The organism is Sphingomonas sp. TF3 (assembly GCF_003985085.1).
Taxonomy (GTDB): Bacteria; Pseudomonadota; Alphaproteobacteria; order Sphingomonadales; family Sphingomonadaceae; genus Sphingomonas.
The window spans coordinates 12728-39311 of the sequence record NZ_RWKS01000010.1 but is presented as its reverse complement, the minus strand read 5'-3'; the positions used below and the strand labels follow the sequence as shown (position 1 = coordinate 39311).

20 protein-coding genes are annotated in these 26584 nt (G+C 64.0%); 11 read left to right on the top strand and 9 right to left on the bottom strand.

All coding sequences use genetic code 11. The features are described 5' to 3' along the window. Positions 1-105: 105 nt before the first annotated feature. From EJC47_RS10730 to EJC47_RS10715, 4 genes are all read right to left on the bottom strand, one after another. Positions 106-2883: a TonB-dependent receptor gene (locus EJC47_RS10730; protein WP_126847526.1), complete on the bottom strand. Its 2778-nt coding sequence runs from the start codon at positions 2881-2883 to the stop codon at positions 106-108. 501 nt (positions 2884-3384) lie between these two features. Next, positions 3385-7677: a DNA-directed RNA polymerase subunit beta' gene (rpoC, locus tag EJC47_RS10725; RefSeq protein ID WP_126847524.1), complete on the bottom strand. Its 4293-nt coding sequence runs from the start codon at positions 7675-7677 to the stop codon at positions 3385-3387. Between the two features lie 139 nt (positions 7678-7816). Continuing rightward, positions 7817-11998: a DNA-directed RNA polymerase subunit beta gene (rpoB, locus tag EJC47_RS10720; RefSeq protein ID WP_033963913.1), complete on the bottom strand. Its 4182-nt coding sequence runs from the start codon at positions 11996-11998 to the stop codon at positions 7817-7819. A gap of 297 nt (positions 11999-12295) precedes the next feature. Further along, the gene (locus EJC47_RS10715; RefSeq protein WP_126847522.1) at positions 12296-12607 is read right to left on the bottom strand and encodes a hypothetical protein; all 312 of its coding nucleotides are present in this window, start codon (positions 12605-12607) and stop codon (positions 12296-12298) included. Positions 12608-12817: 210 nt separating this feature from the next. Here EJC47_RS10715 and EJC47_RS21360 point away from each other — a divergent pair, with 210 nt between their 5' ends. The 4 genes from EJC47_RS21360 to EJC47_RS10695 are packed head-to-tail and all read left to right on the top strand — an operon-like array spanning position 12818 to position 15688. Then, complete coding sequence (locus EJC47_RS21360) at positions 12818-14125, top strand: hypothetical protein (RefSeq protein ID WP_260591540.1); 1308 nt, start codon at positions 12818-12820, stop codon at positions 14123-14125. 53 nt (positions 14126-14178) lie between these two features. Continuing rightward, positions 14179-14703, top strand: a complete 525-nt coding sequence (locus EJC47_RS10705) for a DUF2975 domain-containing protein (protein WP_126847520.1) — start codon at positions 14179-14181, stop codon at positions 14701-14703. Beyond that, positions 14703-14915 (top strand): helix-turn-helix domain-containing protein, encoded by a 213-nt coding sequence (locus tag EJC47_RS10700; protein ID WP_126847518.1) that lies wholly within the window; start codon positions 14703-14705, stop codon positions 14913-14915. The genes EJC47_RS10705 and EJC47_RS10700 overlap by 1 nt, the downstream gene beginning before the upstream one ends. Further along, positions 14912-15688, top strand: coding sequence for a hypothetical protein (locus tag EJC47_RS10695; RefSeq protein WP_126847516.1), 777 nt, complete (start codon positions 14912-14914; stop codon positions 15686-15688). Before EJC47_RS10700 ends, EJC47_RS10695 begins: the two co-directional genes overlap by 4 nt. A gap of 165 nt (positions 15689-15853) precedes the next feature. Here the strand turns inward: EJC47_RS10695 and rplL are convergent, their stop codons facing one another. Both rplL and rplJ read right to left on the bottom strand, forming a co-directional pair. Next, positions 15854-16231 (bottom strand): 50S ribosomal protein L7/L12, encoded by a 378-nt coding sequence (rplL, locus tag EJC47_RS10690; protein ID WP_010407636.1) that lies wholly within the window; start codon positions 16229-16231, stop codon positions 15854-15856. Between the two features lie 50 nt (positions 16232-16281). Next, positions 16282-16803 carry a 50S ribosomal protein L10 gene (gene rplJ, locus EJC47_RS10685; RefSeq protein WP_126847514.1) on the bottom strand — a complete coding sequence of 174 codons (522 nt, stop codon included), beginning with the start codon at positions 16801-16803 and terminating at the stop codon, positions 16282-16284. A gap of 500 nt (positions 16804-17303) precedes the next feature. Here rplJ and EJC47_RS10680 point away from each other — a divergent pair, with 500 nt between their 5' ends. Continuing rightward, positions 17304-18473 carry a pyridoxal phosphate-dependent aminotransferase gene (locus EJC47_RS10680; protein ID WP_126847512.1) on the top strand — a complete coding sequence of 390 codons (1170 nt, stop codon included), beginning with the start codon at positions 17304-17306 and terminating at the stop codon, positions 18471-18473. Between the two features lie 117 nt (positions 18474-18590). On the opposite strand, the gene hemW is transcribed toward EJC47_RS10680, so the two are convergent. Next, positions 18591-19757: a radical SAM family heme chaperone HemW gene (gene hemW, locus EJC47_RS10675; protein WP_126847509.1), complete on the bottom strand. Its 1167-nt coding sequence runs from the start codon at positions 19755-19757 to the stop codon at positions 18591-18593. A gap of 39 nt (positions 19758-19796) precedes the next feature. Between hemW and EJC47_RS10670 the strand changes: the two genes are divergently transcribed. Then, positions 19797-20366, top strand: a complete 570-nt coding sequence (locus tag EJC47_RS10670) for a CAP domain-containing protein (protein ID WP_126847507.1) — start codon at positions 19797-19799, stop codon at positions 20364-20366. A gap of 131 nt (positions 20367-20497) precedes the next feature. Here the strand turns inward: EJC47_RS10670 and rdgB are convergent, their stop codons facing one another. Together rdgB and rph are read right to left on the bottom strand one after the other, a co-directional pair. Then, positions 20498-21130 carry an RdgB/HAM1 family non-canonical purine NTP pyrophosphatase gene (gene rdgB, locus EJC47_RS10665; RefSeq protein WP_126847505.1) on the bottom strand — a complete coding sequence of 211 codons (633 nt, stop codon included), beginning with the start codon at positions 21128-21130 and terminating at the stop codon, positions 20498-20500. Next, complete coding sequence (rph, locus tag EJC47_RS10660; RefSeq protein WP_033964287.1) at positions 21127-21843, bottom strand: ribonuclease PH; 717 nt, start codon at positions 21841-21843, stop codon at positions 21127-21129. The genes rdgB and rph overlap by 4 nt, the downstream gene beginning before the upstream one ends. A gap of 96 nt (positions 21844-21939) precedes the next feature. Here rph and EJC47_RS10655 point away from each other — a divergent pair, with 96 nt between their 5' ends. From EJC47_RS10655 to EJC47_RS10635, 5 genes are all read left to right on the top strand, one after another. After that, positions 21940-22689 carry an energy transducer TonB gene (locus EJC47_RS10655; protein WP_033964288.1) on the top strand — a complete coding sequence of 250 codons (750 nt, stop codon included), beginning with the start codon at positions 21940-21942 and terminating at the stop codon, positions 22687-22689. 81 nt (positions 22690-22770) lie between these two features. Then, the gene (gene hrcA, locus EJC47_RS10650; protein ID WP_033964289.1) at positions 22771-23814 is read left to right on the top strand and encodes a heat-inducible transcriptional repressor HrcA; all 1044 of its coding nucleotides are present in this window, start codon (positions 22771-22773) and stop codon (positions 23812-23814) included. Between the two features lie 17 nt (positions 23815-23831). Further along, on the top strand, positions 23832-24386 hold the full coding sequence (gene grpE, locus EJC47_RS10645; RefSeq protein ID WP_033964290.1) for a nucleotide exchange factor GrpE: 555 nt from the start codon (positions 23832-23834) through the stop codon (positions 24384-24386). Between the two features lie 311 nt (positions 24387-24697). Further along, positions 24698-25348 carry a cobaltochelatase CobT-related protein gene (locus tag EJC47_RS10640; protein ID WP_185867640.1) on the top strand — a complete coding sequence of 217 codons (651 nt, stop codon included), beginning with the start codon at positions 24698-24700 and terminating at the stop codon, positions 25346-25348. Then, positions 25338-26570: a threonine synthase gene (locus EJC47_RS10635; protein WP_126847503.1), complete on the top strand. Its 1233-nt coding sequence runs from the start codon at positions 25338-25340 to the stop codon at positions 26568-26570. The genes EJC47_RS10640 and EJC47_RS10635 overlap by 11 nt, the downstream gene beginning before the upstream one ends. The last annotated feature ends 14 nt before the right edge of the window (positions 26571-26584 follow it).

Here is a 26584-nt window from a genome sequence, read left to right as displayed (position 1 = left end):
GCGAAGGCCTGGTATGGAGGGCATACCGGTCGTGCCCCCACCCCAAAAAAAAGCCGCCGCCCGGGGGTCCGGGCGGCGGCGCTGCCGCATGCAGGGGGAGGGGGGTTACATGCGGAAGGAGATCGAGCCGACGAAGGTGCGACCGTTCTTGTAGAAAGCGGTCGGACGATCGGGCGTCGCGTTATATTGCAGATAGGTCGAATCGAGCAGGTTCTGCGCGTTGAACGACAAGGTCACTGCCGGAATGACCTTCACACCCAGCGAGAAATCGAGCTGGCTATACGGTGCCACCATTTCGCGCGAGCCCAGACGGCCGATCGTGCGGAAATAGGACGACCGATAGTTGTAGCTCAGCCGCGCCTGCAGCGGACCCTTTTCGAAATAGGGGATCACGTTGACGGTGTGATGCGACAGATAGGGCAGGTTGAGCGAGGCACCGGTGGTGTCGACCGACGAGGTCGAGCTGTCCTGATACGAATAGTTCGCCTGAAGGCCGAAACCGCCCCAGATTTCCGCCTGGCCCGCCACCAGCACGCCGTTGACCTTGGCCTTGCCGCCGTTGATCGGCTGGTTGACGCTGTAGCTGGTCAACTTGCCCTGCAGCGAGTTGTAGAACACCGTGTCGGTGCGGGTGTTGATGATGTAGTTCGAGATATCGCGACGGAACAGTTCGAGCGAGACCAACGTGCCAGCGCGCGGATACCATTCCGCCGTCAGTTCGTAATTGGTCGACTCATACGGCTTCAGGTTAGGGTTGCCGCCGCCACCGTCGAGCGTGATGTCGTTGAGCGAGGTCGCTGCTGCCAGATCCTCATAACGCGGACGCGAAATCACGCGAGCAACGGCACCGCGCACGATCACCTGTGGGGTGACCGAATATGCGATATTGAGGCTTGGCAGGAACTTCAGATAATCGCTGGTGGTGCGCGTCGGGACGGGCACCGGCGCGACGGTGTTGCTCAGCGTCGTCGCATAGGTCGAGATGTCGCGGGTATAGACCAGACGACCTCCGATATTGCCGCGCACGCCGCCCTGGTCGAAATTGGCCTGGACGTAGGACGCTGCGACGGTTTCCTGCACCTTGGTCGAGGCACCGACCTTGGCGACCAGCGGGCTGTTGATCGCGTTGGCGAGGAGGTCGATCACCGCCTGTTGCGACAGGTTGATATATTTAGTGGCATTGCCCGAGCCGCCGCTGCCGTCGAACGTGCCGTCGGGCGTCGTCGTGGTCGCCACGCCGAGTTGCGCCAGCGTTTTCGAGCTCGTCATATAGGTGTTGACGCCGCGCGCATCGAGCCGGTTGACGTGGTCGGTGATCTTGCTGCCGAGCAGGATCTGCGTGAACGGACCGAAACTGACCGGGATCGTAGCGTCATAGCCGCCGAACACGTCGCGGTCGGTGGTGACGCTGTAATCGAGGCCGCCGATCTGCGCGCCGATCAGCTGCGTGCCGTTGACGATAACCGGCTTGCCTTCGATTTGCGCCGGGTTGTTGTTCGGATTGGTGAAGTAATTGGCGGGGTTGGTCAGGTCGCCGACGAAGTTGACGGTCGCGCTGTTGGGGCCAAAGGCATAGCTGAACGGCAGCTTGGTTTGGGTGTTGAACAGATACTCAGGATTGCGACCGCCGACCGCGCGGCTCCATCCGCCCGCGAAGTTGACCTTGGCACCGCCGCTGCCTTCCCAATCGGCGAAGAAGTTCAGGTTATTGGTCTTCAGGCTGGTGTGGCGAACATTGGTGTCGAGCTCCGCGCTCTGACTGGTCGCTGCGCCAAACGAGGCGGCATTGACGACACCATTCGACACGTTGGCCGATTGCAGGACGTTACCCGTCCACGCGACGGGGATGGTGTACATCGACTGGCTGTAATTGTTGTAATTGCCGTCAATGTGCAGCCCGTTGAGGGTCAGCGTCAGGTTCGGTGCCGGGCGATATTGCACGGTGCCCGAAACGGTCTTGCGCTCGCGCGTCTGCTGGAAATAGGCGTAGTTGATGCCGAACGGCGCGACCGCCTTGATCAGGTCTTCTTTGGTGCCACCGGTGATCGTCGCATTGGGGTTCTGCAGGATGCCCTGGCCCGCCGCGTCGCGCTTTACGGTGCCGTCGGCATTCTTCTGGAAGAAGTCCGCGCCGCTCTGATAGCCGAAGAATTCCACGCCAGCGCGCGTGATGGTCTGCTTGTCATAGCCACCCGCGATCAGGACGCCGAAGGTGTCGTCCTTGTTCTTCCAGCTGTACAGGCCCGAACCGCGGAAATTGCCCTTGTCCGAACGATCATTGTAGCTGTAGCCGCCCGAGGCGAAGATCGAATTTGCCGGCGTGTCGAGCGGACGGCGCGTGCGCACGATGACGGTACCGCCAAGGCTGCCCTCTTCGATGCGCGGCTCCGGCGACTTGTACACTTCGAGGCGCTCGACCAGTTCGGGGGCAAGCAGCGAATAGTTGAAGGTGCGGCTGGACGGATCGTTGTCATTGCCGCCCCAATCGGCCGAGGCCAGCGCATGGCCGTCTAGCAGCATGCGGTTGAGCGCGGGATCGGTGCCGAGAATGGCGACCTTCTCGCCTTCGCCAAAGCGGCGATCGATGCTGACGCCGGGGATGTGCGACAGCGATTCCGCGACGTTGCGATCCGGGAACTTGCCGATCGCCTCGGATGTGATCACGTCGACGACGGCATTGGCGTTGCGCTTTACCGAGATGGCGCTGCGCAGGCTCTCGCGGATACCGGTGACGACGATATCGTCATTCGACGCAGTATCGGCCTGCGGCGCGGGGGCCTGTGCGGCCGCCGCTGCATCCGGCGTTGCGGTTTGTGCCATCGCCGGTGCGCTGGCGAGACCGGCAAGGATGCTCGAGGTCAACAAAACGGTATGAAGTCGCATAAATCAGAACCCTCCCCAATACATCGGCCAGACAGCGCAGGCTGACCTCCGATCCGAAGCCCCGGTCCTGCCCGGGGCCACCCACTCTACCGCATCATGTGGTATCACATTGGTGTCTTATTGCACCGCTACGGTACGCCAATGTATAACCAATGCTGTTCGCAAAGGCTATGCCAAAGTTGCAATTCGATGACAGGGGGGCGTGCCCGACCGCAGAAGCAAGTCGTTGTGTTTCGGCGATTTACCGCATCGCGCGCAGAGATGTCCAAATTTTGTGGTTCGGCGATGGATAGAACCTGAGCAGAACCTGGGACGATAATTGGGCTTAACCAGACCAATTTTGTGCGATTCGCGGACCACGCTGAATGAGCGGTGCGCCGGGCCGGAACGGTCCCGTGACGGGGAGTCGGTGGCCTGCCTCTCCAACCAAAAAACCGCCGCCCGGTTGCCCGGACGGCGGCTTTTTACGTCAGATCGGGCGTGGTGCCCTACCTGACAGGATTACTCCTGGTTCAGATACTCACCCGCATCCGCATCGGTGCCATGGCCCGACGGCGTCACGGCCGCCAGCGCATCGTCACCGATGCCACCGGCATCGCGCGGCGAGCGAGCGAGTTCGGCGTCATGCTCTTCCTTGGCCGAGTTCGGTGCGATGATCGACACCTCGGCCATGCGCCGCTGCTGGACCCGCAGCGCCGCATCGCGCGACGAAGCGGTAACGCGCAGGCGGTTCATGCCCGCACCGGTGCCAGCCGGGATCAGACGACCCACGATCACGTTCTCCTTCAAGCCCGTGAGCGTGTCCTTCTTGCCCTGTACCGAGGCTTCGGTGAGCACGCGCGTGGTTTCCTGGAACGACGCCGCCGAGATGAAGCTGCGCGTTTGCAGCGACGCCTTGGTGATGCCGAGCAGGACGGGCTTGCCCTGGGCCGGACGGTCCTTCTTACCGATCTTCGAGTTGATCTCGTCCATCTCGTCGCGGTCGACCTGTTCGCCGGCCAGCAGCGTGGTGTCGCCGCCGTCGGTGATCTCGACCTTTTGCAGCATCTGACGAACGATCGTTTCGATGTGCTTGTCGTTGATCTTCACGCCCTGGAGACGATAGACCTCCTGGATTTCCGACACGAGATATTCGGCCAAGGGCTCGATGCCGAGCACTTCGAGAATGTCGTGCGGATCGGGGCTGCCGCCGATCAAATTGTCGCCGCGCTTGACGTAATCGCCTTCCTGCACGTCGATGACCTTCGACTTGGGCACCAGATACTCCACGACATCACCGCCGTCCTCGGGCTGGATGCCGATCTTGCGCTTCGCCTTATAGTCCTTGCCGAACACCACGCGGCCCGAGACCTTTGCGATGATCGCATTTTCCTTGGGCTTGCGCGCTTCGAACAGCTCGGCAACGCGCGGCAGACCGCCGGTGATGTCACGCGTCTTGGCGCTTTCGCGGCTGACACGGGCGAGAACGTCACCGCCCTGAACCGTAGCACCATCCTCGACCGAGAGCGTTGCGCCCGGGACGAGCATGTAGCGACCGGCCTCCTCGGCGCTTTCGCCGGTGAGGGTCAGGCGCGGACGGAGATCCTCCTTGGTCTTGCCGCTGGCGCGATACTCGATCACGACCCGCTGCGAGATGCCGGTGGCTTCGTCGGCCTGCTCGGTGAGCGTCTTGCCCTCGATCAGATCCTGATACTTCACGACGCCGGGGTTCTCGGTGATGACCGGCATGGTGAACGGATCCCATTCCGCCAGACGATCACCCTTCGACACGATGTGCTTGTCGTCGAACAGTACGTACGCACCGTAGGGAATGCGGTGCACTGCACGCTCGCGGCCGTCCATGTCGACGATCGCGATTTCACCCGAACGCGAGAGCACCACGCGGCGGCCGCGCTGGTCGGTGATGGTGCGAAGATCACGATATTCCATCGTGCCGTCGGCCACTGCCTCCAGGTTGGACTGTTCGTTCAGCTGTGCCGCACCACCGATGTGGAAGGTACGCATGGTCAGCTGCGTGCCCGGCTCACCGATCGACTGCGCCGCGATGACGCCGACGGCTTCACCGATGTTGACTGGCGTACCGCGGGCGAGATCGCGCCCGTAGCACTTGCCGCAGACGCCGATCTTGGTTTCGCAAACGAGCGGCGAACGGATCTTGCACGATTGCGTGCCGATCGCCTCGATCTGCGCGACCATCGGCTCGTCGAGCAGCGTGCCCGACGGGATAACGATCTCGCCGGTCTTGCTGTCGATGATGTCCTCGGCCGTGGTGCGACCCAGGATACGCTCGCCGAGCGACGCGATGGTCGAGCCGCCCTGCACGATCGCCCGCATTTCCAGCGCGCGGGTCGTGCCGCAATCGAGCTCCATGATCACGCAATCCTGCGAAACGTCGACCAGACGACGCGTCAGATAGCCCGAGTTCGCCGTCTTCAACGCCGTATCCGCGAGGCCCTTACGAGCGCCGTGGGTGGAGTTGAAATATTCAAGGACGGTCAGGCCTTCCTTGAAGTTCGAGATGATCGGCGTTTCGATGATCTCGCCTGACGGCTTGGCCATAAGGCCGCGCATACCGGCGAGCTGCTTGATCTGTGCCTGCGAACCGCGGGCACCCGAGTGGGCCATCATGTAGATCGAGTTGATCGGCTTCTCCCGACCCTTATTGGGGCCGTCCTCGTAGCGCTTAACCGCCTTGATCTCTTCCATCATGGCGTTCGCCACCTGATCACCGCAACGGCTCCAGGCGTCGATCACCTTGTTGTACTTCTCCTGCTGCGTGATCAGACCGTCCTGATATTGCTGCTCGAAGTCCTTCACCAGGCCGCGCGTCTCGTCGACGAGACCGACCTTGGCGTCTGGAATGATCATGTCGTCCTTGCCGAACGAAATGCCGGCCTTGAACGCGTGGCGGAAGCCAAGCGACATGATCGCGTCGGCGAACAGCACGGTCTCCTTCTGGCCGGTGTGACGATAGACCTCGTCGATCACGTCGCCGACGTCCTTCTTGGTCAGCAGGCGGTTGACGGTGTCGAACGGCACCTTGGACGATTGCGGCAGGCACTCACCCAGCAACATGCGACCCGGGGTGGTCTCATAGCGCTTGAGATACTGGTTGCCCTGCTCATCGGTCTGCGGAACGCGGCTGATGATCTTGGTGTGGAGCGTGACCGCGCCAGCCTCGAGCGCGTGATGCACCTCCTGCATGTCGGAGATCATCATGCCTTCGCCGGGCTCGCCCTCCTTGAGCATCGACAGATAATACAGACCCAGCACCATGTCCTGCGACGGCACGATGATCGGCTTGCCGTTCGCGGGCGACAGGATGTTGTTGGTCGACATCATCAGCACGCGCGCTTCGAGCTGGGCTTCCAGCGAGAGCGGCACGTGGACCGCCATCTGGTCACCGTCAAAGTCGGCGTTGAAGGCCGAGCAGACCAGCGGGTGAAGCTGGATCGCCTTGCCCTCGATCAGCACGGGCTCGAACGCCTGGATGCCGAGACGGTGAAGGGTAGGAGCGCGGTTGAGCATGACCGGATGCTCGCGAATGACTTCGTCGAGGATGTCCCAGACTTCCTTGCGCTCCTTCTCGACCCACTTCTTCGCCTGCTTGAGGGTCATGGAGAGACCCTTGGCATCGAGACGGGCGTAGATGAACGGCTTGAACAGCTCGAGCGCCATCTTCTTCGGCAGGCCGCACTGGTGCAGCTTGAGTTCCGGACCGGTCACGATGACCGAGCGGCCCGAGTAATCGACGCGCTTGCCGAGCAGGTTCTGACGGAAGCGGCCCTGCTTGCCCTTGAGCATGTCGGACAGCGACTTGAGCGGACGCTTGTTAGCTCCCGTGATGGTGCGACCGCGGCGGCCATTGTCGAACAATGCGTCGACGGCTTCCTGCAGCATGCGCTTTTCGTTGCGGACGATGATGTCCGGCGCACGCAGCTCCATCAGGCGCTTCAAGCGGTTGTTACGGTTGATCACGCGGCGATACAGATCGTTCAGATCCGAGGTCGCGAAGCGGCCACCGTCGAGCGGCACCAGCGGGCGCAGTTCGGGCGGGATGACCGGCACGACTTCGAGGATCATCCATTCGGGGCGGTTGCCGGATTCGATGAAGCTCTCGACGACCTTCAAGCGCTTGATGATCTTCTTGGGCTTCAGCTCGGACTTGGTGACCGCGAGCTCTTCGAGCAGCTCCTTGCGCTCACCCTCGAGATCGAGGTCCTGCAGCATGATGCGCACGGCTTCTGCACCGATGCCGGCCGAGAAGGCGTCTTCGCCATATTCGTCCTGCGCGTCGAGGAGTTCGTCCTCGGTCATCAGCTGGTACTTTTCGAGCGGGGTGATGCCCGGCTCGATCACGATGTAGGCCTCGAAGTACAGCACGCGCTCGAGCTGCTTGAGCTGCATGTCGAGCAGCAAGCCGATGCGCGACGGCAGCGACTTCAGGAACCAGATGTGCGCAACCGGCGCGGCCAGCTCGATATGGCCCATGCGCTCACGACGAACCTTCGAGACGGTAACCTCGACGCCGCACTTTTCGCAGACGATGCCCTTATACTTCATGCGCTTGTACTTGCCGCACAGGCATTCGTAATCCTTGATCGGACCGAAGATGCGCGCGCAGAACAGGCCGTCACGCTCGGGCTTGAACGTGCGATAGTTGATGGTTTCCGGCTTCTTGATCTCACCGAACGACCACGAGCGGATCTTGTCCGGGGAGGCGATGCCGATCTGGATCTGGTCGAAGGTCTCGGCCTTGATGACCGGGTTCGCGAAGTTTGTGAGTTCGTTCATTTTGCTTCCTTCTCTCCCTCTCCCCGCTGGCGGGGAGAGGGCAGGGGAGAGGGGCAGTCTCTCCCGGCTTGGAAATGGTTTGAGGAGAGGTGCCCCTCTCCCCGACCCTCTCCCCGCGAGCGGGGAGAGGGAGAAGATTTTACTCCGCCGCGATCGCGACGCCGTCGCTGTCGAAATGCTCGGTCGTGGTCAGTTCGATGTTCAGACCCAACGAGCGCATTTCCTTGACGAGCACGTTGAAGCTCTCCGGAATACCGGCCTCGAACGTGTCGTCACCCTTGACGATCGCCTCATAGACCTTGGTGCGCCCGACGACGTCATCGGACTTGACCGTGAGCATTTCCTGCAAGGTGTACGCAGCACCATATGCCTGAAGCGCCCAGACCTCCATTTCACCGAAGCGCTGACCACCGAACTGCGCCTTACCACCCAGCGGCTGCTGCGTGACGAGCGAGTACGGCCCGATCGACCGGGCGTGGATCTTGTCGTCGACCAGATGGTGCAGCTTGAGCATGTAGATGATGCCCACGGTGACCTTGCGGTCGAACTTGTCGCCGGTACGACCGTCGAACAGTTCCGACTGACCCGAGGTGTCGAGACCGGCCAGTTCCAGCATCGCCGAAACGTCCGCTTCACGCGCACCGTCGAACACGGGCGTTCCCATCGGGATGCCGGTCTTCAGGTTTTCCGCCAGCTCGATGATCTGGTCGGCATCGCGCGCCTCGATGTCGGCCGCATAATGCTCGCCATACACTTCGAGCAGCCGCGCCTTGACCGCGTCGGGCATCGCGCCCGGTGCGGGTTCGGGGTTGGCTTCGCGCCAATCTTCCAGCGCACGATGGACTTGCTGACCGAGATTGCGGGCGGCCCAGCCGAGATGCGTTTCGAAGATCTGCCCGACGTTCATGCGCGACGGCACACCCAGCGGGTTGAGCACGAGATCAACCGGCGTCCCGTCGGCGAGGAACGGCATGTCCTCGGCCGGCAGGATGCGCGAGATGACGCCCTTATTGCCGTGACGGCCGGCCATCTTGTCGCCCGGCTGCAGCTTGCGCTTCACCGCGACGAACACCTTGACCATCTTGAGCACGCCTGGCGGCAGCTCGTCACCACGCTCGAGCTTGTCGCGACGATCGTGGAACTTGTCGAGGATCAGCTTGGCGGCATCGTCATACTGCGCCTTGACCGCTTCCAGATCGCTCTGGACCTTGTCGTCGGCAACCGCGAACTTCCACCATTCGTGACGATCGACGCTGTCGAGCACGTCCTCATCGATGACCACGCCCTTCTTGGGGCCGTTCTTGGGAACGGCGGTCGCGGTCTGGCCGATCAGCATTTCCTTCAGGCGCGACCAGGTCGCACGGTTCAGAATGGTGCGCTCGTCGTCCGAGTCCTTCTTCAGGCGCTCGATTTCCTCGCGCTCGATCGCCATCGCGCGCTCGTCCTTGTCGATGCCGTGGCGGTTGAACACCCGGACCTCGACGACGGTACCAGCAACGCCCGGCGGCAGGCGCAGCGAGGTGTCGCGCACGTCCGACGCCTTTTCACCGAAGATGGCGCGGAGCAGCTTTTCTTCCGGCGTCATCGGGCTTTCGCCCTTCGGCGTGATCTTGCCCGCGAGAATATCGCCCGGCTCGACTTCGGCGCCGATGTACACGATGCCCGCTTCGTCGAGGTTGCGGAGCGCCTCCTCGCCGACGTTCGGGATATCGCGCGTGATGTCTTCCGGCCCGAGCTTGGTGTCGCGCGCCATGACTTCGAATTCCTCGATGTGGATCGAGGTGAAGACGTCGTCCTTCACGATACGCTCGGAAATGAGGATCGAGTCCTCATAATTGTAGCCGTTCCAGGGCATGAACGCGACGAGCGCGTTGCGGCCCAGCGCCAGCTCACCGAATTCGGTCGACGGGCCGTCGGCGATGACGTCGCCAGCGGTGATCACGTCGCCCACCTTCACCAGCGGACGCTGGTTGATGCAGGTGTTCTGGTTCGAGCGCTGGAACTTCATCAGCGTGTAGATGTCGACGCCCGACTGGCCGGCTTCGACATCGCCGGTTGCGCGGATGACGATACGCGACGCATCGACCTGGTCAACGATGCCGGCGCGCTTGGCCGAGATCGCAGCGCCCGAATCGCGCGCAACGGTCTCTTCCATGCCGGTGCCGACAAACGGTGCCTCGGCCTGGACCAGCGGCACGGCCTGACGCTGCATGTTCGAGCCCATCAGTGCGCGGTTGGCGTCATCGTTTTCCAGGAACGGAATGAGCGATGCCGCGACCGAGACGAGCTGCTTGGGGCTGACGTCCATCAACGTGATGTTGTTGGGGATCGCCATCAGGAATTCGCCCGCCTGACGCGACGAGACGAGTTCTTCGACAAAGCCCTTGTCGGCGTTCAGTTCGGCGTTGGCCTGCGCGATCGTGTGCTTGGCCTCTTCCATCGCCGACAGGTACACGACGTCGTCGGTCACCTTGTGATCGATGACCTTGCGGTACGGCGTTTCGATGAAGCCATACTTGTTGACGCGGCTGAACGACGCGAGGCTGTTGATCAGACCGATGTTCGGGCCTTCCGGCGTTTCGATCGGGCAGATGCGGCCATAATGGGTCGGGTGAACGTCGCGGACTTCGAAGCCGGCGCGTTCACGCGTCAGACCACCCGGCCCAAGGGCCGACACGCGGCGCTTGTGGGTGACTTCCGACAGCGGGTTGGTCTGATCCATGAACTGCGACAGCTGCGACGAGCCGAAGAATTCGCGGACCGCGGCAACCGCCGGCTTGGCGTTGATCAGGTCGTTCGGCATCACCGTCGACACGTCGACCGACGACATGCGCTCCTTCACGGCGCGCTCCATGCGGAGCAGACCGACGCGATACTGGTTTTCCAGCAATTCGCCGACCGAACGGACACGACGGTTACCGAGGTTATCGATATCGTCGATGTCACCCTTGCCGTCCTTCAGATCGACCAGCGTCTTGATGACGGCGAGGATGTCCTCGGTGCGCAGCGTGGTGACCGTGTCCTCGGCATCGAGGTCGAGGCGCATGTTGAGCTTGACGCGACCCACCGCCGACAGATCGTAGCGATCGGGATCGAAGAACAGGCCCGAGAACAGCGACTCTGCGGTTTCGAGCGTTGGCGGCTCGCCAGGGCGCATGACGCGGTAGATGTCCGACAGTGCCTGTTCGCGCTCCTCGGCCTTGTCGACCTTGAGCGTGTTGCGGATCCATGCGCCGGTGGCGACGTGATCGATGTCGAGCAGTTCGATGCGATCGATACCGGCCTGGTCGAGCAATTCGAGGTTCTCGGCCGACACTTCGTCGCCCGCCTCGATGTAGATCTGGCCGGTATTGTCGTTGATGAGATCATAAGCCGAATAGCGGCCGAAGATTTCCTCGGTCGGGATCAGCAGGTCGGTCAGGCCGTCCTTGGCTGCCTTGTTGGCGGCGCGGGGGCTGATCTTCTGGCCGTTGGCGAACACGATCTCGCCGGTCTTGGCGTCGATGATGTCGTACATCGGCTTCTGGCCACGCCAGTTCTCGGCCTGGAACGGGATGATCCAGCCACCCTGGCCACGGACGAAGGTCACGCGGTTGTAGAAGTGGTTGAGGATTTCCTCACCGGTCATGCCGAGCGCATAGAGCAACGCTGTGACGGGCAGCTTGCGCTTGCGGTCGATGCGGACGTTGACGATGTCCTTGGCGTCGAATTCGAAATCGAGCCACGAACCGCGATACGGGATCACGCGGGCTGCAAAGAGATACTTGCCCGAGGCGTGGGTCTTGCCGCGGTCATGGTCGAACAGCACGCCCGGCGAGCGGTGCATCTGCGACACGATGACGCGTTCGGTGCCGTTGATGATGAAGGTGCCGTTGCCCGTCATCAGGGGCATGTCGCCCATGTAGACGTCCTGCTCCTTGATATCGAGGACCGAGCGCGAATCGGTGTCGGCATCCACCTCGAACACAATCAGGCGCAGCGTGACGCGCATTGGCGCCGCATAGGTGATGCCGCGCTGGCGGCATTCGTCGGTGTCGAACTTCGGCGGCTCAAGCTCGTAATTCACGAAGTCGAGCTCGGCGGTGCCGGCGAAATCGCGGATCGGGAAGACCGAGCGCAGTGTCTTTTCGAGACCGGAGACATAGCCGATCGACGGATCGGAGCGCAGGAACTGTTCGTAGGATTCGCGCTGAACCTCGATCAGGTTCGGCATCTGCACCACTTCGTGGATATTGCCGAAAACCTTGCGGATGCGGCGCTTGGCCGTGCCGCTTTCGGCGCGCCGCGTAGGGGTGCTGCCGTCGATTGCTTTGGTCGCCATGGAGATGTCTGCCCTCAAGCTGTATAATCTGGCCCGGAATCCACCGGGCGGGCACGCTCCAAAGACGCAAAAAGCCGCATGTCCTCCTCATCGGATGACAGCAGCTTGTAAGCGTCTCTAGATACTACAATCTCCAATACGATCGATGTGCTGCGCGACGGCACATCATTTCCCGAAAATTGCAGTGGAACGCGCCATATAGGCAGGGCGGGGCGTGGTGTCAAACGCCGTGCGCGCGGGCGGGGCCGTGCGCGCTCGCTGGGCGAGGTCGCACGGCCCGCGCGGACTTCGGCAGTATTATACCGTCATCGGGATCGACTGCGTCCACACAACGCCGACGTCGCTCGGGAGCGGCTTGTTGGGATAGAGCGTTTCCTTGCCGTCGGTGGTGACGCGCACCTCGAACGCCGACGGGTTGCCCCAATTGATGCCGATCATGGTCAGCGTATATTGGCCGCCGTTCAGAATATATTGCGGGACGATCGTCGCATCGACCGGCGCATTGTAGCCGGCCTTGACATGGATCAGCTCGCTGCTGCCTTGCGGCTGGGATGCGAGCAGGATCAATTCATTGTCGCATTTGGTGACGTGGATCTGCGTGGTAGCCATGACATCCTCCATCGGGTTCCGGCAGGGGTGCCGGAGATGGGACAGTGATCTCGTCGAGCGCGGTGCCACTGTGCAAAATAGCACGGGGCAGGGGTATTGGGGCCACACTGGACCCATCCTTCGTTCCGCAGCCCGCGATCTCTCCGAAATGGAGGGAAGGGCGCGACAGAAGCGGGACGGGCGGGGGTGCCAAGGCAGAGGCATTTCGCGATGCGCCGCCCGCACGCCTGGTGCAGCCTGGCCCAATGGCAGGAGAGACGGCTTGGCGGGGCGGGATTTGTCGTTATGCCCGTCAGGGTGAAACCGATCCCTTTCCTTGCCGTGACGGCGATGTTGCTAGGGATCGCCACCGCAGCGCAGGCGCAGAACACCACGGACGTCAAACCCTTGCCGGGGCTGGACGACTTCAATCTGCCGTCGTCGCGCCCCCGGCCGGTGGTGCCGACGCCCGAACCGACGATCAGCGCGCTGCCGCGCCGCGACGCGTCGTCCGACCGGCCCGCTGCCGAGCGCGTGCAGCCGCCGCCAGTGGTGCCGACCGCGCGCGCGACCCCGGCCGTTCGCCCGGCTGTGGCACCGCGCGCTGCGCCTACCCCGACTCCGAGCCGGACACCGTTGGCGACGACGACGGCAATTCCGACTTCTCAGTCAACGACGCTCCCCACAGTGACCGCCGAACCGGCACCGGTGGAGTCCCCTTCCTCACCAACCGCCTTGCCCGCAGCGCTGCCGACACCTGGCAGTGCGGCAAGCGTGCCGCCGCCGGAATCGGCCATGCCCGCGATCGGACTGGGGCTTGGCGGCGTGGCGCTGGTGTTGGCGCTGGGAGCGCTCGGTTGGTGGTGGTGGCGTCGCCGCGAGGCTGATCGCGGCGATGGGCGTCGTGACCGCGACCACGAGATCTTCCTGTTGCATCCGGCGGGCGGAGACGGCGTGCTGCCGCCTGCGGTCACAGAGTCGGTCGCGCCGCCGCCGCAAGCGCCGCCCGCACCAATCCCGCCCGAAGCTGCGCCAGACGCGCGGGCCCTGATCGAAGTCACTTTGGTTCCCAAGCGGGCTGGCACCAATGTGCTGAGCGCCGCCGTCGACTACACGATCGTCGTGCACAACGCAGGGGGCAGCGCGGCGACCGGCATCCGCCTCGACGTGCGCCTGCTGAGCGCGGGCACGCAGCAGGATGCGCAGATTGCGGCGGTGTTTGCCGCGTCGATCGCGCAGCCCATCACCGCGCCGTTCGATTTGCCGCCGGGCGCGACGATCGAACTGGGCGGCATGGCGATGCATCCCAAGCAGACGCTCGAGCCGCTGGACGTTTCGGGCAAGGTGCTGTTCGTGCCGGTGCTGACGGTCAATCTCACCTATGACTGGGCCGGTGGCAGCGGACAGACCGCGCGCTCCTATGTCATCGGCATCGATCGCGGGGCCGAGGCCAAGCTGCAGCCGTTCCGCCTCGATGCGCCGCCGCGCATGTACGATAGCGTCGCGGCCTTGCCCTATCCGATCGCGGAGACGCGCTGACGACTTTACGATTATCGATAAATACCATATCGATAATCGTAAAGGAGACCGCGATGGGTGGGCACGATCGAGTTTTGAAGGCGTCGCGCTTCGCGGTGCGGCTGTTCCTTCTGATCAATCTGGTGTGCCTCGTCGGTTTTGTCGCGGCGGTCCTGTTGTCGTTTCCGGTGGATGGCTGGATCGTCGCGCGGCTGGTGCGTAAATATGGGCCGACGCTGAACGTTCAGGGCGCGATGCTCGCGCTGCGGATGGTAATGGTGTGGGGCGTTGTCGCAGGGCTGGTGCTGCACCGCATCCTGACCCAATTACTGGCGATCCTCGACACGGTGCGGCGCGGCGATCCGTTTACGGCCGCAAATGCCACGCGGATCCGCGTGATCGCCTGGGCGATGCTGGGATTGCAGCTACTCGACCTCGTGCAGGGTGCGATGACGGCGTGGTTCGCCGCGCTGCATGTGCAGTTCGCCACTTGGACGCCCGCTTTTGGCGGCTGGGTTGCTGTGTTGCTGCTGTTCGTGCTGGCACAGGTGTTCGCGCGCGGTGCCGAGATGCGCGACGAACTGGCGGGCACCGTCTGATGCCGGTGGTGGTGAAGCTCGACGACGTGCTCCACGCACGCCGCATGACGCTGACCGAATTGGCGGCGGCGGTCGACATCAGCGTGGTCAATCTGTCGATCCTGAAGACGGGCAAGGCGCGCGCGATCCGTTTTTCGACATTGGAGGCGATTTGCGCCGTGCTGGACTGCCAGCCGGGCGACATTTTGCGGTTTGAGGGGGGCGAAGCATGACGTTTTGGACAGCGTTCAAAGAGACCTATCGCGGCAGCATCGCCTTCATGATCGCGTGCCCGTTACTGACGATGGTCCCGGTAGTGTTCGAAGTCCTGCAGCACGTGGTCGAGGTGAAGATTGGTCTGTATGCGAGTGTCGCTGCGGCAAAAGCGCTGGAGCATGATCCGTGGCGCATGGGGTTCGGGCTGCTCAAGGTCGCGGCGCTGACCGTGCCGACCTATTGGATCGTGCGCTTCCTGGCGTGGCGCGATCCGGCACGCGCCGCCCGCCCGGAGATGCCCGCGGTGCGATTGTTTGCGGTGGTGCTGGTCGTGCAGCTGGCCTCTGCCGCGCTGCAGTTGTTCGTTCTTCCGCGCGAAGGGTGGCCGCTGCTGGTGGAATTCATCGTGCTGCAGATCCTGGCTGTGCTTTTGCATCCGTGGTTTGTCGCGGCGGCGCTGGGCAACCCGGCAATCGGGCCGCGGCGATCGGTTGCGATCATGGCGCGTCAGACGCTGTGGAGCTTCGTCTTCATGCTGGTGGCGATCCTGCCGCTGATGATCCCGCATTATGTTTTGGGTGCACTTGCGATCCTCGGACCGAAACCGCTCTTGTGGCCGGTGCTGGTGCTGGATTCGCTGCTGGTCGGGTGGTTGAGCGCGGTGATTGTTGGAAGCGGCTTTACCGTTGCGATGCGCGCAGCGGCGAAGCAGGGAGTGGATCTTGGGATCGGCGATGCGTCTGCCATCGGTGACGCGCACCCTGGGGTGGTGAGCGCTGCGGTGCGCTAGCGGCCGCTGCAGTGGAAATGCAAAAAGGGCGGCTCCGCGAGGAGCCGCCCTTTTTGTTTGGCGAACCGTCATGGGCAAAGCCCGTGACGTCGAACAGCCCGAGGGCTGTCGGCCGGCCTTGCGGGAGGTGCGCGCAGCCTGCGCTGCGCGTGCCCCCGCTGCGGCTTACTTGACTTCGACGGTTGCGCCGGCTGCTTCCAGCTGGGCCTTGATCTTGGCGGCTTCGTCCTTCGACACGCCTTCCTTGATCGCCTTCGGAGCGGATTCGACCAGCGTCTTGGCTTCGGTCAGGCCGAGCGAGGTGATCGCGCGGACTTCCTTAATGACGTTGATCTTCTTGCCGCCGTCGCCGGTGAGGATGACGTCGAATTCGGTCTGCTCTTCAGCAGCCGGAGCAGCGGCGCCGCCGCCAGCTGCCGGAGCTGCTGCAACCGCTGCTGCGGCCGAAACGCCCCACTTCTCTTCGAGAAGCTTCGAAAGGTCAGCCGCCTCGAGGACGGTCAGAGCGGAAAGCTGGTCAACCAGCGCGTTGAGGTCTGCCATGTGTAGTCTCCAGTAAAATCAGTTCAGGGTGTAATCTCGAAGGCCTGAAATCAGGCGTCCGCCGTGTCCTTCTCGGCATAGGCCATGAGAACGCGGGCGAGCTGTGCCGCAGGAGCCTGGGTGATGGTCGCGACCTTGGTTGCGGGTGCAACCAGAAGGCCAACGATCTTGGCACGCAGTTCATCCAGCGACGGCAGAGTCGCGAGCGCCTTCACGCCGTCCACGTCGAGGACGGTCGCGCCCATCGCCCCGCCGACGATCTCGAACTTGTCGGTCGTCTTGGCGAAGTCGACAACCACCTTGGCGGCTGCGACAGGGTCGATGGAGCTGGCGAGACCGACCGGCCCGGTGAGCAGAGCGCCCAGCGAGGTATAGTCGGTGCCGTCCAGCGCGATCTTGGCAAGCTTGTTCTTCGAGACCTTGTAGGTCGCCCCTGCGTCACGCATTGCGTTACGCAGCTTGGTCGACTGAGCCACCGTCATGCCCAAGTTGCGGGTGACAACCACCACGCCGACTTCGGCAAACGTCTGGTTCAGCTCGGCGACGAGCTCGGTCTTTTGAGCACGATCCATGCCATTCTCCACGTTTTGACCTTACCGCGAGCGGCAAGGCCGGTTACGAACCGGGCACGCAAATGCGCATCCGGTGTTGTCCAGCGATGGGGAATGGGAGCGACGCCCCTGGTGGGAGGCGGCAGGCCGGTCGCGGAAAAACCGCCCCGGCAAAATCCTGTCCCCGTCTCGGCAGGAAATTAAGACCGGCAAATCCCGGTCACCTACTGTCTCGGACGGTCCCGCCGTGCTGACGCGCGACGAGAGAGTGCGTGCCCTTAACGGGCTGCTCGAAAAAGTCAACGCAAAGGGCGCGGTGGGTTCGCACGTTTGAAGACGCGCGCGAAAACCGCGAGTCCGGGGGTAAATGTCGCGGAATCTCACGGGTTTGAAACAATGAAGTAGTTTTTCTGCTTCAAGATGTAGCTTTTGTGTCCAATTTGCGGAACACTCCCTCCCAAGGGCCGGGGAGCCTGCGCAGGAGAGATGGGAGATTTTCGCAAAACAGGGGGTCCGATCCGATGACGCACAGCACCTATCTCAATGAAGAATCGCAGGATGATCTGCTGAGCCGCGGTTTTGCGCGGCGCGACCTTGCGCGAATCGCGGCGGTGTTCGGGGTAGGGGCGGTGGCCGCGTCGATCGGTCGCCCGGCCTGGGCCTCGGGCGGGGTGCCCGATCCGGCCCCCACGGCGAAGGTTCGGATCGGTGCCAACGAATGCTGGACCGGCCCGCTCGCGCCGGGTGCCCTGGCCGCAACCAACATGGTGTCGCAGGGCAATCGCTATTCGCCGCAGGACCAGCGCGGCGATTTCATCAAGGCGGTGATGGCGGTCGAGAACGTCCCCTATGACCATGTCGCGCCCTGGTCAGGGTCGAGCGACCCGTTGTGCCGCTCGGTTGTGACCTTCTGTTCGCCGACCAAGGGGCTGGTGACCGCCGATCCGACTTTCGAGCTGGCCGGGCGCACCGCCGCTTGGCTGGGCGCACCGGTCAAGGCGGTCCCGCTGACGGCGGATTATACGCATGACGTGAAGGCGATGTTGGCGGCCAACCCCGATGCGGGCCTCTATTATATCTGTACGCCCAACAACCCGACCGGCACGATCACGCCGCTGGCCGACATCGAATGGCTGATCGCCAACAAGCCGGCCGGATCGATGGTGCTGATCGACGAGGCCTATACGCACTTCGCGGGCGTGCCGGTCGCGTCCTATCTTGCGGTAAAGCATGACGATGTGATTGTGATGCGGACCTTCTCCAAGCTGTTCGGCATGGCGGGCCTGCGCGTCGGCTATATCATCACCAACCCCAAGAACATCGCCAAGATGATGCGCTATGATGGCGGCATGCAGTCGGGCGCACTGCCCGTGACCAGCATCGCCTGCGCGACCGCGAGCCTGACCGCAGCCCCGCTGATCGCCGCGCGCCGCGCCGAAATGCAGACCGCGCGCGGGCTGACGCTCGACCACCTCAAGGCCAAGGGGATCGAGGTCAAGCCGACCAACGCCAACATGTTCATGATCGACTGGAAAACCAAGAAAGCCAGCGAGATGCAGGCGGCGTTCCGCAAGGAAAGCGTCGAGATCGGGCGGTCCTGGCCGATCTGGCCGACGGTCAGCCGCGTGACGGTGGGGTCGGCAGCGGAGATGAAGGCGTTTTGTATGGCGCTGGACAAGATCGTGGCTTGAGGCATTTTCTGACATCACCCCGGCTTTATGCCGGGGGCCACCGTGGTCCGCGCCTTTCGATGATGGAGCCGGACGCACGGTGGATGCCGGGACAAGCCCGGCATGACGGAAGAGGGGTTATCCCCGCACGATCAGCGGCAGGATTGCGTCGAGCAGCAGCATGCCCGCTTCGGTGACGCCGAGATGGTCGCCGTTGCGGGCGATCAGGCCTTGCTGTTCAAGGCGCTCAGCGGCGGTCTGGTCGATGAGGGCGGCGGGCGTTGTCTCGCCCAGATGCGCGATCCGGGCGAGATCGACGCCTTCGCGCAGGCGCAGGCCCATCAGCAAGGCCTCGGTCGCGCGGGCATTTGGGGCGAGGGGCTCCTCGATCTGCGCGCCGTGGCCGTTGCGGGCGACCGCACCGATCCAGTTTTCGGGCTTTTTGTGGCGCGCCGTTGCCAGCCCGCCCCGCCTGCCGTGTGCGCCGGGGCCGACCCCGGCATAGTCGCGATAGCGCCAGTAAACGAGGTTGTGGCGGCTCTCCGCGCCGAGCCGCGCATGGTTGGAAATCTCATAAGCCGGCAGCCCCGCCGCTGCGGTCATCGCACGCGTTGTCTCGAACAGATCGGCGGCGGAATCGCCGTCCGGAATGACGATCCGCCCCGCCGCCGCTTCGGTCGCGAAGCGCGTGCCGGGCTCGATCGTCAATTGGTAGAGTGAGAGATGCTCGGTGCCGAAGGCCAGCGCGCGCGCCAGTTCGGCCTCCCACGCGGCGAGCGTCTGGCCGGGGCGGGCGTAGATCAGGTCGAAGCTGACGCGCGCGAAGGCGGCTTGCGCGGTGTCGAGCGCGGCGAGGCCCTCGGCCACATCATGCGCGCGGCCGAGAAAGGCGAGCGCGGCATCGTCAAGCGCCTGCAGGCCGAGCGACACGCGGTTGACGCCGGCGCGTGCAATGTCGGCAAAGCGTGCTGCTTCGACCGAGGAGGGGTTGGCCTCCAGCGTGATTTCGATGTCGGCCTCGGCGGGCCAGTGGGTGGTGGCGGCGTCGATTACTGCCGCGACCGTCTCGGGCGGCATCAGCGAAGGCGTGCCACCGCCGAAGAAGATCGAGCCGAGCCGCCGTCCCGGCAGCGCTTGCGCTTCATAGGCCAGGTCGGCGAGCAACGCGTCGCGCCACGCCGCCTGATCGACGCTGTCGCGGACATGGCTGTTAAAGTCGCAATAGGGACATTTCGAGACGCAGAATGGCCAATGGACATAAAGCGCCAGAGGAGGCGTTAGCAGGGGCGTTTCGGGGGCATTCATCAACGGGAGCCTATGGGCGTGTCGGGGAGATTACGAAAGATGCGCGTTCACTGGCTGGCTTTGGTACCGCTGGCATTGCTGATGGGATGCGTCGCGTCCGACCCCGACCAACCGCCCCGCGTAACCGAGCCACGGCTGAGCGAAGCGCCCGCCGCGCGGGGAGAATCGCTGCTGCAGCGCGCGATGCTCGACGGGCACAACCGCGCGCGCGCCGCAGTCGGCGCACCGCCGCTGGCGTGGAATGCCGAACTGGCCGAGGACGCTGCGCGCTATGCCGCAGTGCTGGCCGCGACGCGCGAGTTCAAACATTCGACCGAGCCGCGCGGGCGAATCGCCGAGGGCGAGAACCTCTTCATGGGATCGCGCGGGGCCTATCGATACGACGAGATGGTGCAGCTCTGGCTCGATGAGGGGCGCAGCTATCGCGCCGGCGCAGTGCCCGACATCAGTACGACCGGCCACTGGCAGGATGTCGCGCATTACACGCAGATCATCTGGCGGCGCACCAGCCAGATGGGCTGTGCGCTCGCGAGCAGTGCGCGCGATGATTATCTGGTGTGCCGCTACACCCCACCTGGGAATGTGGTGGGGCAGCACGCGGGAGATTGACGCGTCCCTAGCCGTTCGTCACCCCGGCCTTGTGCCGGGGGCCACTCAGCCGCGCGGATGTCGTGCGATTTTTAGCGTTGCGCGTCTTGCACGGTGGTCCCCGGCACAAGGCCGGGGTGACGGGTTGGGGTTTACAGCACCGCCGCAATCAGCTGCGCGAACGCCGCGGCGCGGTGGCTGATGGCGTGCTTCTGCGCCGGGTCCATTTCGGCATAGGTGAGATCGCTGCCGGTCGGCACGAACACCGGATCATAGCCGAAGCCGACCGCGCCGCGCGGCGGCCAGGTGAGCGTGCCGTCGGCGCGGCCTTCGAACCATTGGACGTGACCGTCGGGCCAGGCGAGCGCGAGGACGCAGACGAAATGCGCGTCGCGGCTGGCGTCTGGGCCCTTGGCGGCGATCGCTTGTTCGACCTTGGTCATCGCCAGCGTCCAGTCGCGGCCATTGGGCGTTTCGGCCCAATTGGCGGTGTAGACGCCGGGATCGCCGCCCAGCGCATCGACGCACAGGCCGCTATCGTCGGCCAGCGCGGGGAGGCCCGACAGATCCGCCGCCTGCAACGCCTTCAATTCGGCATTGGCGACGAAGGTGGTGCCGGTCTCCTCGGGCTCAGGCAAATCGAGTTCGGCCGCCGAGATCGCTTCAATGCCATAAGGGGCGAGGAGCGCGTTGATCTCGCGCACCTTGCCGGCATTGTGGCTGGCGATGACGAGCTTGCCGGGGGCGAGCTTGCGGATCGCTTGCGGCGGCACGGCCTCGGTCATTTTGCGACGGCCTTGGCTTGCGCGGCGAAGATGTCGGTGCAGCCCATGCGCGCGAGGCGGAGCAAGCGCAGCAGCGCTTCCTCATCATAGGTCGCGCCTTCGGCGGTCGCCTGCACTTCGGCGATGTTGCCGTTTTCGAGCAGAACGAAATTGGCGTCGGCGTCGGCGTTCGAATCCTCGTCATAATCGAGGTCGAGCACGGGCGTGCCCTTGTAGATGCCGCAAGAGATGGCCGCGACCTTCTGGGTCAGCGGGTCGGCGGTGAGCTTGCCGCTCGCCAGCAAGCCATCAATGGCGAGGCGTAGCGCGACCCATGCGCCCGAGATCGAGGCGGTGCGGGTGCCGCCATCGGCCTGGATCACGTCGCAATCGAGCACGATCTGGCGCTCGCCGAGCAGTTTCAGATCGGTGACGGCGCGCAAGCTACGGCCGATCAGGCGCTGGATTTCCTGGGTGCGGCCGGATTGCTTGCCCTTGGCGGCTTCGCGGCTGCCCCGGGTGTGCGTGGCACGCGGGAGCATGCCGTACTCGGCGGTGACCCAGCCTTCGCCCTTGCCGCGCAGGAACGGCGGCACCTTTTCCTCGATCGAGGCGGTGACCAGCACCTTGGTGTCGCCGAAGCCGATCAGTACCGATCCCTCGGCATGGCGCGTGAAGTTGGGCGTGATGGTGATCGCGCGCATCTGGTCGGGGGTACGGCCGCTGGGGCGCATCGATATTCTCCTGAAAATGGTCGGCTCGCCGTACCCGTGCGTTGAGGCAGTGTCACCCCTATCTGAGGGGGCACTTCACGGAGCCACGCCGTCACGATGACGCACTATCACCCTTCGACCCAGGATCGCCTGAAAGGTGCAGGCGGTGCGGCGCTGCTGGTGCTGGCGATCGGCTATGGGCTAATCAGCGGGCTGTCGGTCGATTTCCGGACGAAGGTGGTGGAGGACTTGAAGGCCTTCGTCGTCACGCCGCCCGCGCCGCCGCCCAAGCCCGACGTCGTCCCTGCACCGCATGAGGCGCAGAAGCGCAAGGCGGGCGCGGCCGCACCCCCCAATCTTACCGCCAAGGCGAACGAAGTCGTTGCGCCGCCGCTGGTGATCCGCCCGCCGCAGCCGCCCCCCATTGCCGTTGCGCCGATCGCTGGAATCGGCAGTGACCCTTCGGCTGGCGCAGCCCCAGTCCGCGGCCCCGGCACCGGCAGTGGCGGGCAGGGCAATGGCACCGGCAGCGGAGACGGCGGCGATGGCGACGGCGGCGGGGGCGGGGAAATCCCGCTGCAACTGATTCACGGCGAACTGAAATACCGCGATTTGCCGCGCGCGCTGTACGACGCGGGCGTGGCGGGCAAGGTCGGGCTCGAATTCGACGTCGGTGTTAAGGGGCGCGTGACGGCGTGCCGGGTCACGCGGTCGAGCGGGAATGCCGCGCTCGATGCGGCGACCTGCCAGTTGATCATCGACAAACTGCGCTATCGCCCGACCCGCAACGCGGCCGGCCGGGCAATTCCCGATACGGTGACGGGCGAACAGGTGTGGACCGTCGAGCGCGATCGCGGCGACGATTGAGCGTCTGTCCCCAGAGCCCCAGGGACAGACGATTGAGGGTGCTGGTTGAGTGGGCGGCGCGTTGGCCCCATATTGCCGACCATGACCACCGCACCGATCACCGAACTCAACGACCGCGCCCGCGACGTGTTTCGCGTGGTGGTGGACAGCTACCTTGCGACCGGCGCGCCGATCGGTTCGCGCACGATTGCGCAAATGTCCGGGCTCAACTTGTCGCCCGCCTCGATCCGCAATGTGATGCAGGATCTCGAAGAACTTGGCCTGCTCGCCGCGCCGCATACCAGTGCCGGGCGGATGCCGACCGATAACGGCCTCCGGTTGTTCGTTGATGGCATGATGCAGGCGCTCGAACCCTCGCCCGAGGAACGGGCCGCGATCGAGCGCCAGATTGAACAGGCCGGGCCGGTCGAACAGGCGATCGCGGCGACGACGGCGGCGCTGTCGGGCCTGTCAGCCTGCGCCGGTATGGTGATGGTGACCAAGCGCGAACTGGTGTTGCGGCAAATGACCTTCGTCACCCTCTCCGCCGACAAGGCGTTGGCCGTGCTGGTCGGCGAGGATGGCTCGGTCGAAAATCGCGTGATCGATATCCCCCTCGGCCTGCCACCATCGGCATTGGTCGAGGCTGGCAATTATATGAGCGCCATGCTCGGCGGCCTGACCTTGTCCGAGGCCCGCGCGCGGATCGAGCGGGAGATGGCCGACGAGCGCGCCGCGCTGGACGGCGCGGCGCGGACGCTGGTCGAACGCGGCCTCGCGATCTGGAGCGAGGATGCCGATCGCCGCCCGGTGCTGATCGTCCGCGGGCAGGCGCGGCTGATCGACGATGCCGCCGCCGCCGATCTGGAACGTGTCCGCGAATTGCTCGACGACCTGGAGGGCAAGCAGGAAATCGCGCGTCTGCTCGACAATGCCAGCGCGGGCGATGCGACGCGCATCTTCATTGGTGCGGAGAACAAATTATTCTCGCTTTCCGGTTCATCTGTCATCACCAAACCCTTCCGTGGTCTTGATGGTCGCGTGATCGGCGTTGTTGGTGTGATTGGGCCGACACGGTTGAACTATGCGCGCGTCGTGCCCATGGTGGATTATACCGCCGCGACACTCGCGCGGCTCATGGGCTAATTGGATAGTGTGACGACATGATCGAAGACGAAAAGATCAACTTGACCAGCGAACTGCGCGCCGAAACCGCGACCGACGCGCCGGAAGTGGCCGAACACGATTACGCGAAAGAGCGTGTCGCCAAGCTGGAAGCCGAACTTGCCGATGCCAAGTCGCAGGTCTTGTATGCCCATGCCGAGGCGCAAAATGTCCGTCGTCGTGCCGAGAAGGAATCCGCCGACGCGCGCGCTTATGCCGCGACTGCTTTCGCGCGCGATTTGCTGTCGGTCGCCGACAATCTCGCGCGCGGCCTGGACGCGATCCCCGCCGAGTTGCGCGAGGATGAGAAGCTGAAGGGTCTGATCGCGGGTCTGGATGCGACCGGTCGCGAACTGGAAGCGGTGTTCCAGCGCCACGGCATCAAGAAGATGACCACGATCGGCGAGAAGCTCGACCCCAATTTCCACCAGGCGATGTTCGAAGTGCCGAGCGACCAGCCGGTCGGCACGGTCGTGCAGGAAATGCAGTCGGGCTATATGATCAAGGACCGCCTGTTGCGGCCGGCGTTGGTGGGCGTGGCGAAGGCGGGGTGACGTTTACGGAGAACGCTCTAGGCGACATCCTGAGCTGCGCCTTTGCAGCAGCGCTGATAGGATATGTCGCCTGGGCGTTTCCCCGCAGACGCAAACCAAAACCGGTCGAGGTGCCCGACAAGCGGGATCAACCCTACACAGTGTACACCACACAACATGATCTAGTCCTGCGAGGACGAGACGTGCCCGACACGTTGGCCAATGACGCGTTTCTTAAGGCAAAGGGTTGGTCCTTGTGCGATGGCACGATCTGGCAGCGCAAGGTAACCGTCGCGCGGGGCATCGAAGCAGTGATGACCGATCGGGTTGCGATGCCGCCGCCGCTGGATGATTGGGCAATCTGCCTCTTGGTCGATCAATCGGGGTCCATGCGCGATGATCCGATTGCCCATACAGCCGCGACTGTCAGAGGGGTCAGCCAGGCGTGGACTGCGGCTGGGGCCCGCATCGCCGTTTTTGGCTTTTCGACGGTCGGCTGGCACGGCGGAAAAGCGCGACAGGATTGGCTTTGGAACGGGCAGCCCAAACGTCCCGGTCGCCTCTGTGCGCTGTTGCATGTGATCTACAAGGATTTCGATCGTCCGTTTGACGATGACGACTGGGCCGCCATGCTGTATCCTGACCTCTTGCGCGAAAACATCGACGGCGAAGCGATCGTCTGGGCCGCCGGGATGTTGTGCCAACGTCACGAGGCTCACAAAGCACTTATTGTCGTGTCCGATGGGGCTCCGGTCGATGACATCACCTTGCTGCATAATGGCCCATCTTATCTCGAGCGTCATCTCCGCGCGACCATCCGCGCTATCGAGCAGGGGCACGAGATTCATATCGCAGCGCTCGGAGTCGGATTCGCCGTCGATCGCTATTATGCGCTATCCGAAACGGCAAAACGTCTCGAGGACTTGCCGGTCGCTTTCAACGCGCTGATTTCCAAATTGAAAGGCGAGAGCCATGCCCATTAACCCCAACCTCACCGCCGAGCGCGCGACGTTCGTCACGCATCTCGAATGTTCGATGACCGGGGAGCGTTATGAGGCGGACCAGCTTCATGGCCTGTCGCGCGTTGGGCGGCCGTTGCTGGTGCGCTATGATCTGGCCGCGGTGAAGGCGGCGATCCCCAAGGCGATGATTGCGGCGCGGCCGACCGATTTGTGGCGCTGGCGCGAATTGCTGCCGGTGCGGCATACGCGCGATATCGTCAGCCTGGGCGAGATCGAGACCCCGCTGATCGCGATTCCGCGCTCGTCGGGCAGTCCCAATGTGCTGGTGAAGGACGAGGGGCGGCTGCCGACCGGATCGTTCAAGGCGCGCGGGCTGGTGATGGCGGTGGCGATGGCCAAGGAGCTTGGCGTCACCCGCATCGCGATGCCGACCAACGGTAATGCCGGGGCGGCGCTGGCGGCCTATGCCACGCGCTGCGGGATCGAGACGATCGTGCTCTGTCCCGACGATACGCCCGAGATCAACGTGCGCGAAATCGCGGCGCAGGGCGCACGCGTCTACCGCGTCAACGGCCTGATCGACGATTGCGGTGCGATCGTCGGCAAAGGCGCGGCGGAAGGCCGCTGGTTCGATTTCTCGACGCTGAAGGAGCCCTACCGGATCGAGGGCAAGAAGACGATGGGGCTGGAGCTGGCCGCGCAGTTCGACTGGAAGCTGCCCGATGCGATCTTCTATCCAACCGGCGGCGGCACCGGCCTGATCGGCATGTGGAAGGCGTTCGACGAACTCGAACAGCTCGGCTGGATCGGGTCCGAACGCCCGCGCATGTATGCCGTGCAGGCGAGCGGCTGCGCGCCGATCGTCCGCGCGTTCGAGGCGGGCGAGGAGCATGCCGAACGCTGGGAGGACGCCGCTACCGTCGCTGCAGGGATCCGCGTGCCCAAGGCGGTCGGCGATTTCCTGATCCTGCGCGCGGTGCGCGAAAGCGGCGGCAAGGCGCTCGGCGTCGGCGATCCCGCGATCCTGAAGGCGGTCGACGATTGCGCCAGGAAAGATGGCCTGTTGCTGTGCCCGGAAGGCGGCGCGACGCTCGCTGCCTATCGCGAGGCGCTGCGCACGGGCGAAGTGGATGAGGATGAGCGGGTCGTGCTGTTCAATTGCGCCACGGGCCTGAAATATCCGATGCCCGCCGCAGACGCTGCGCTCGACCGTTTCGGAGAGATCGACCTGGGCGCGCTCTAGGCGATTGCGCGCCC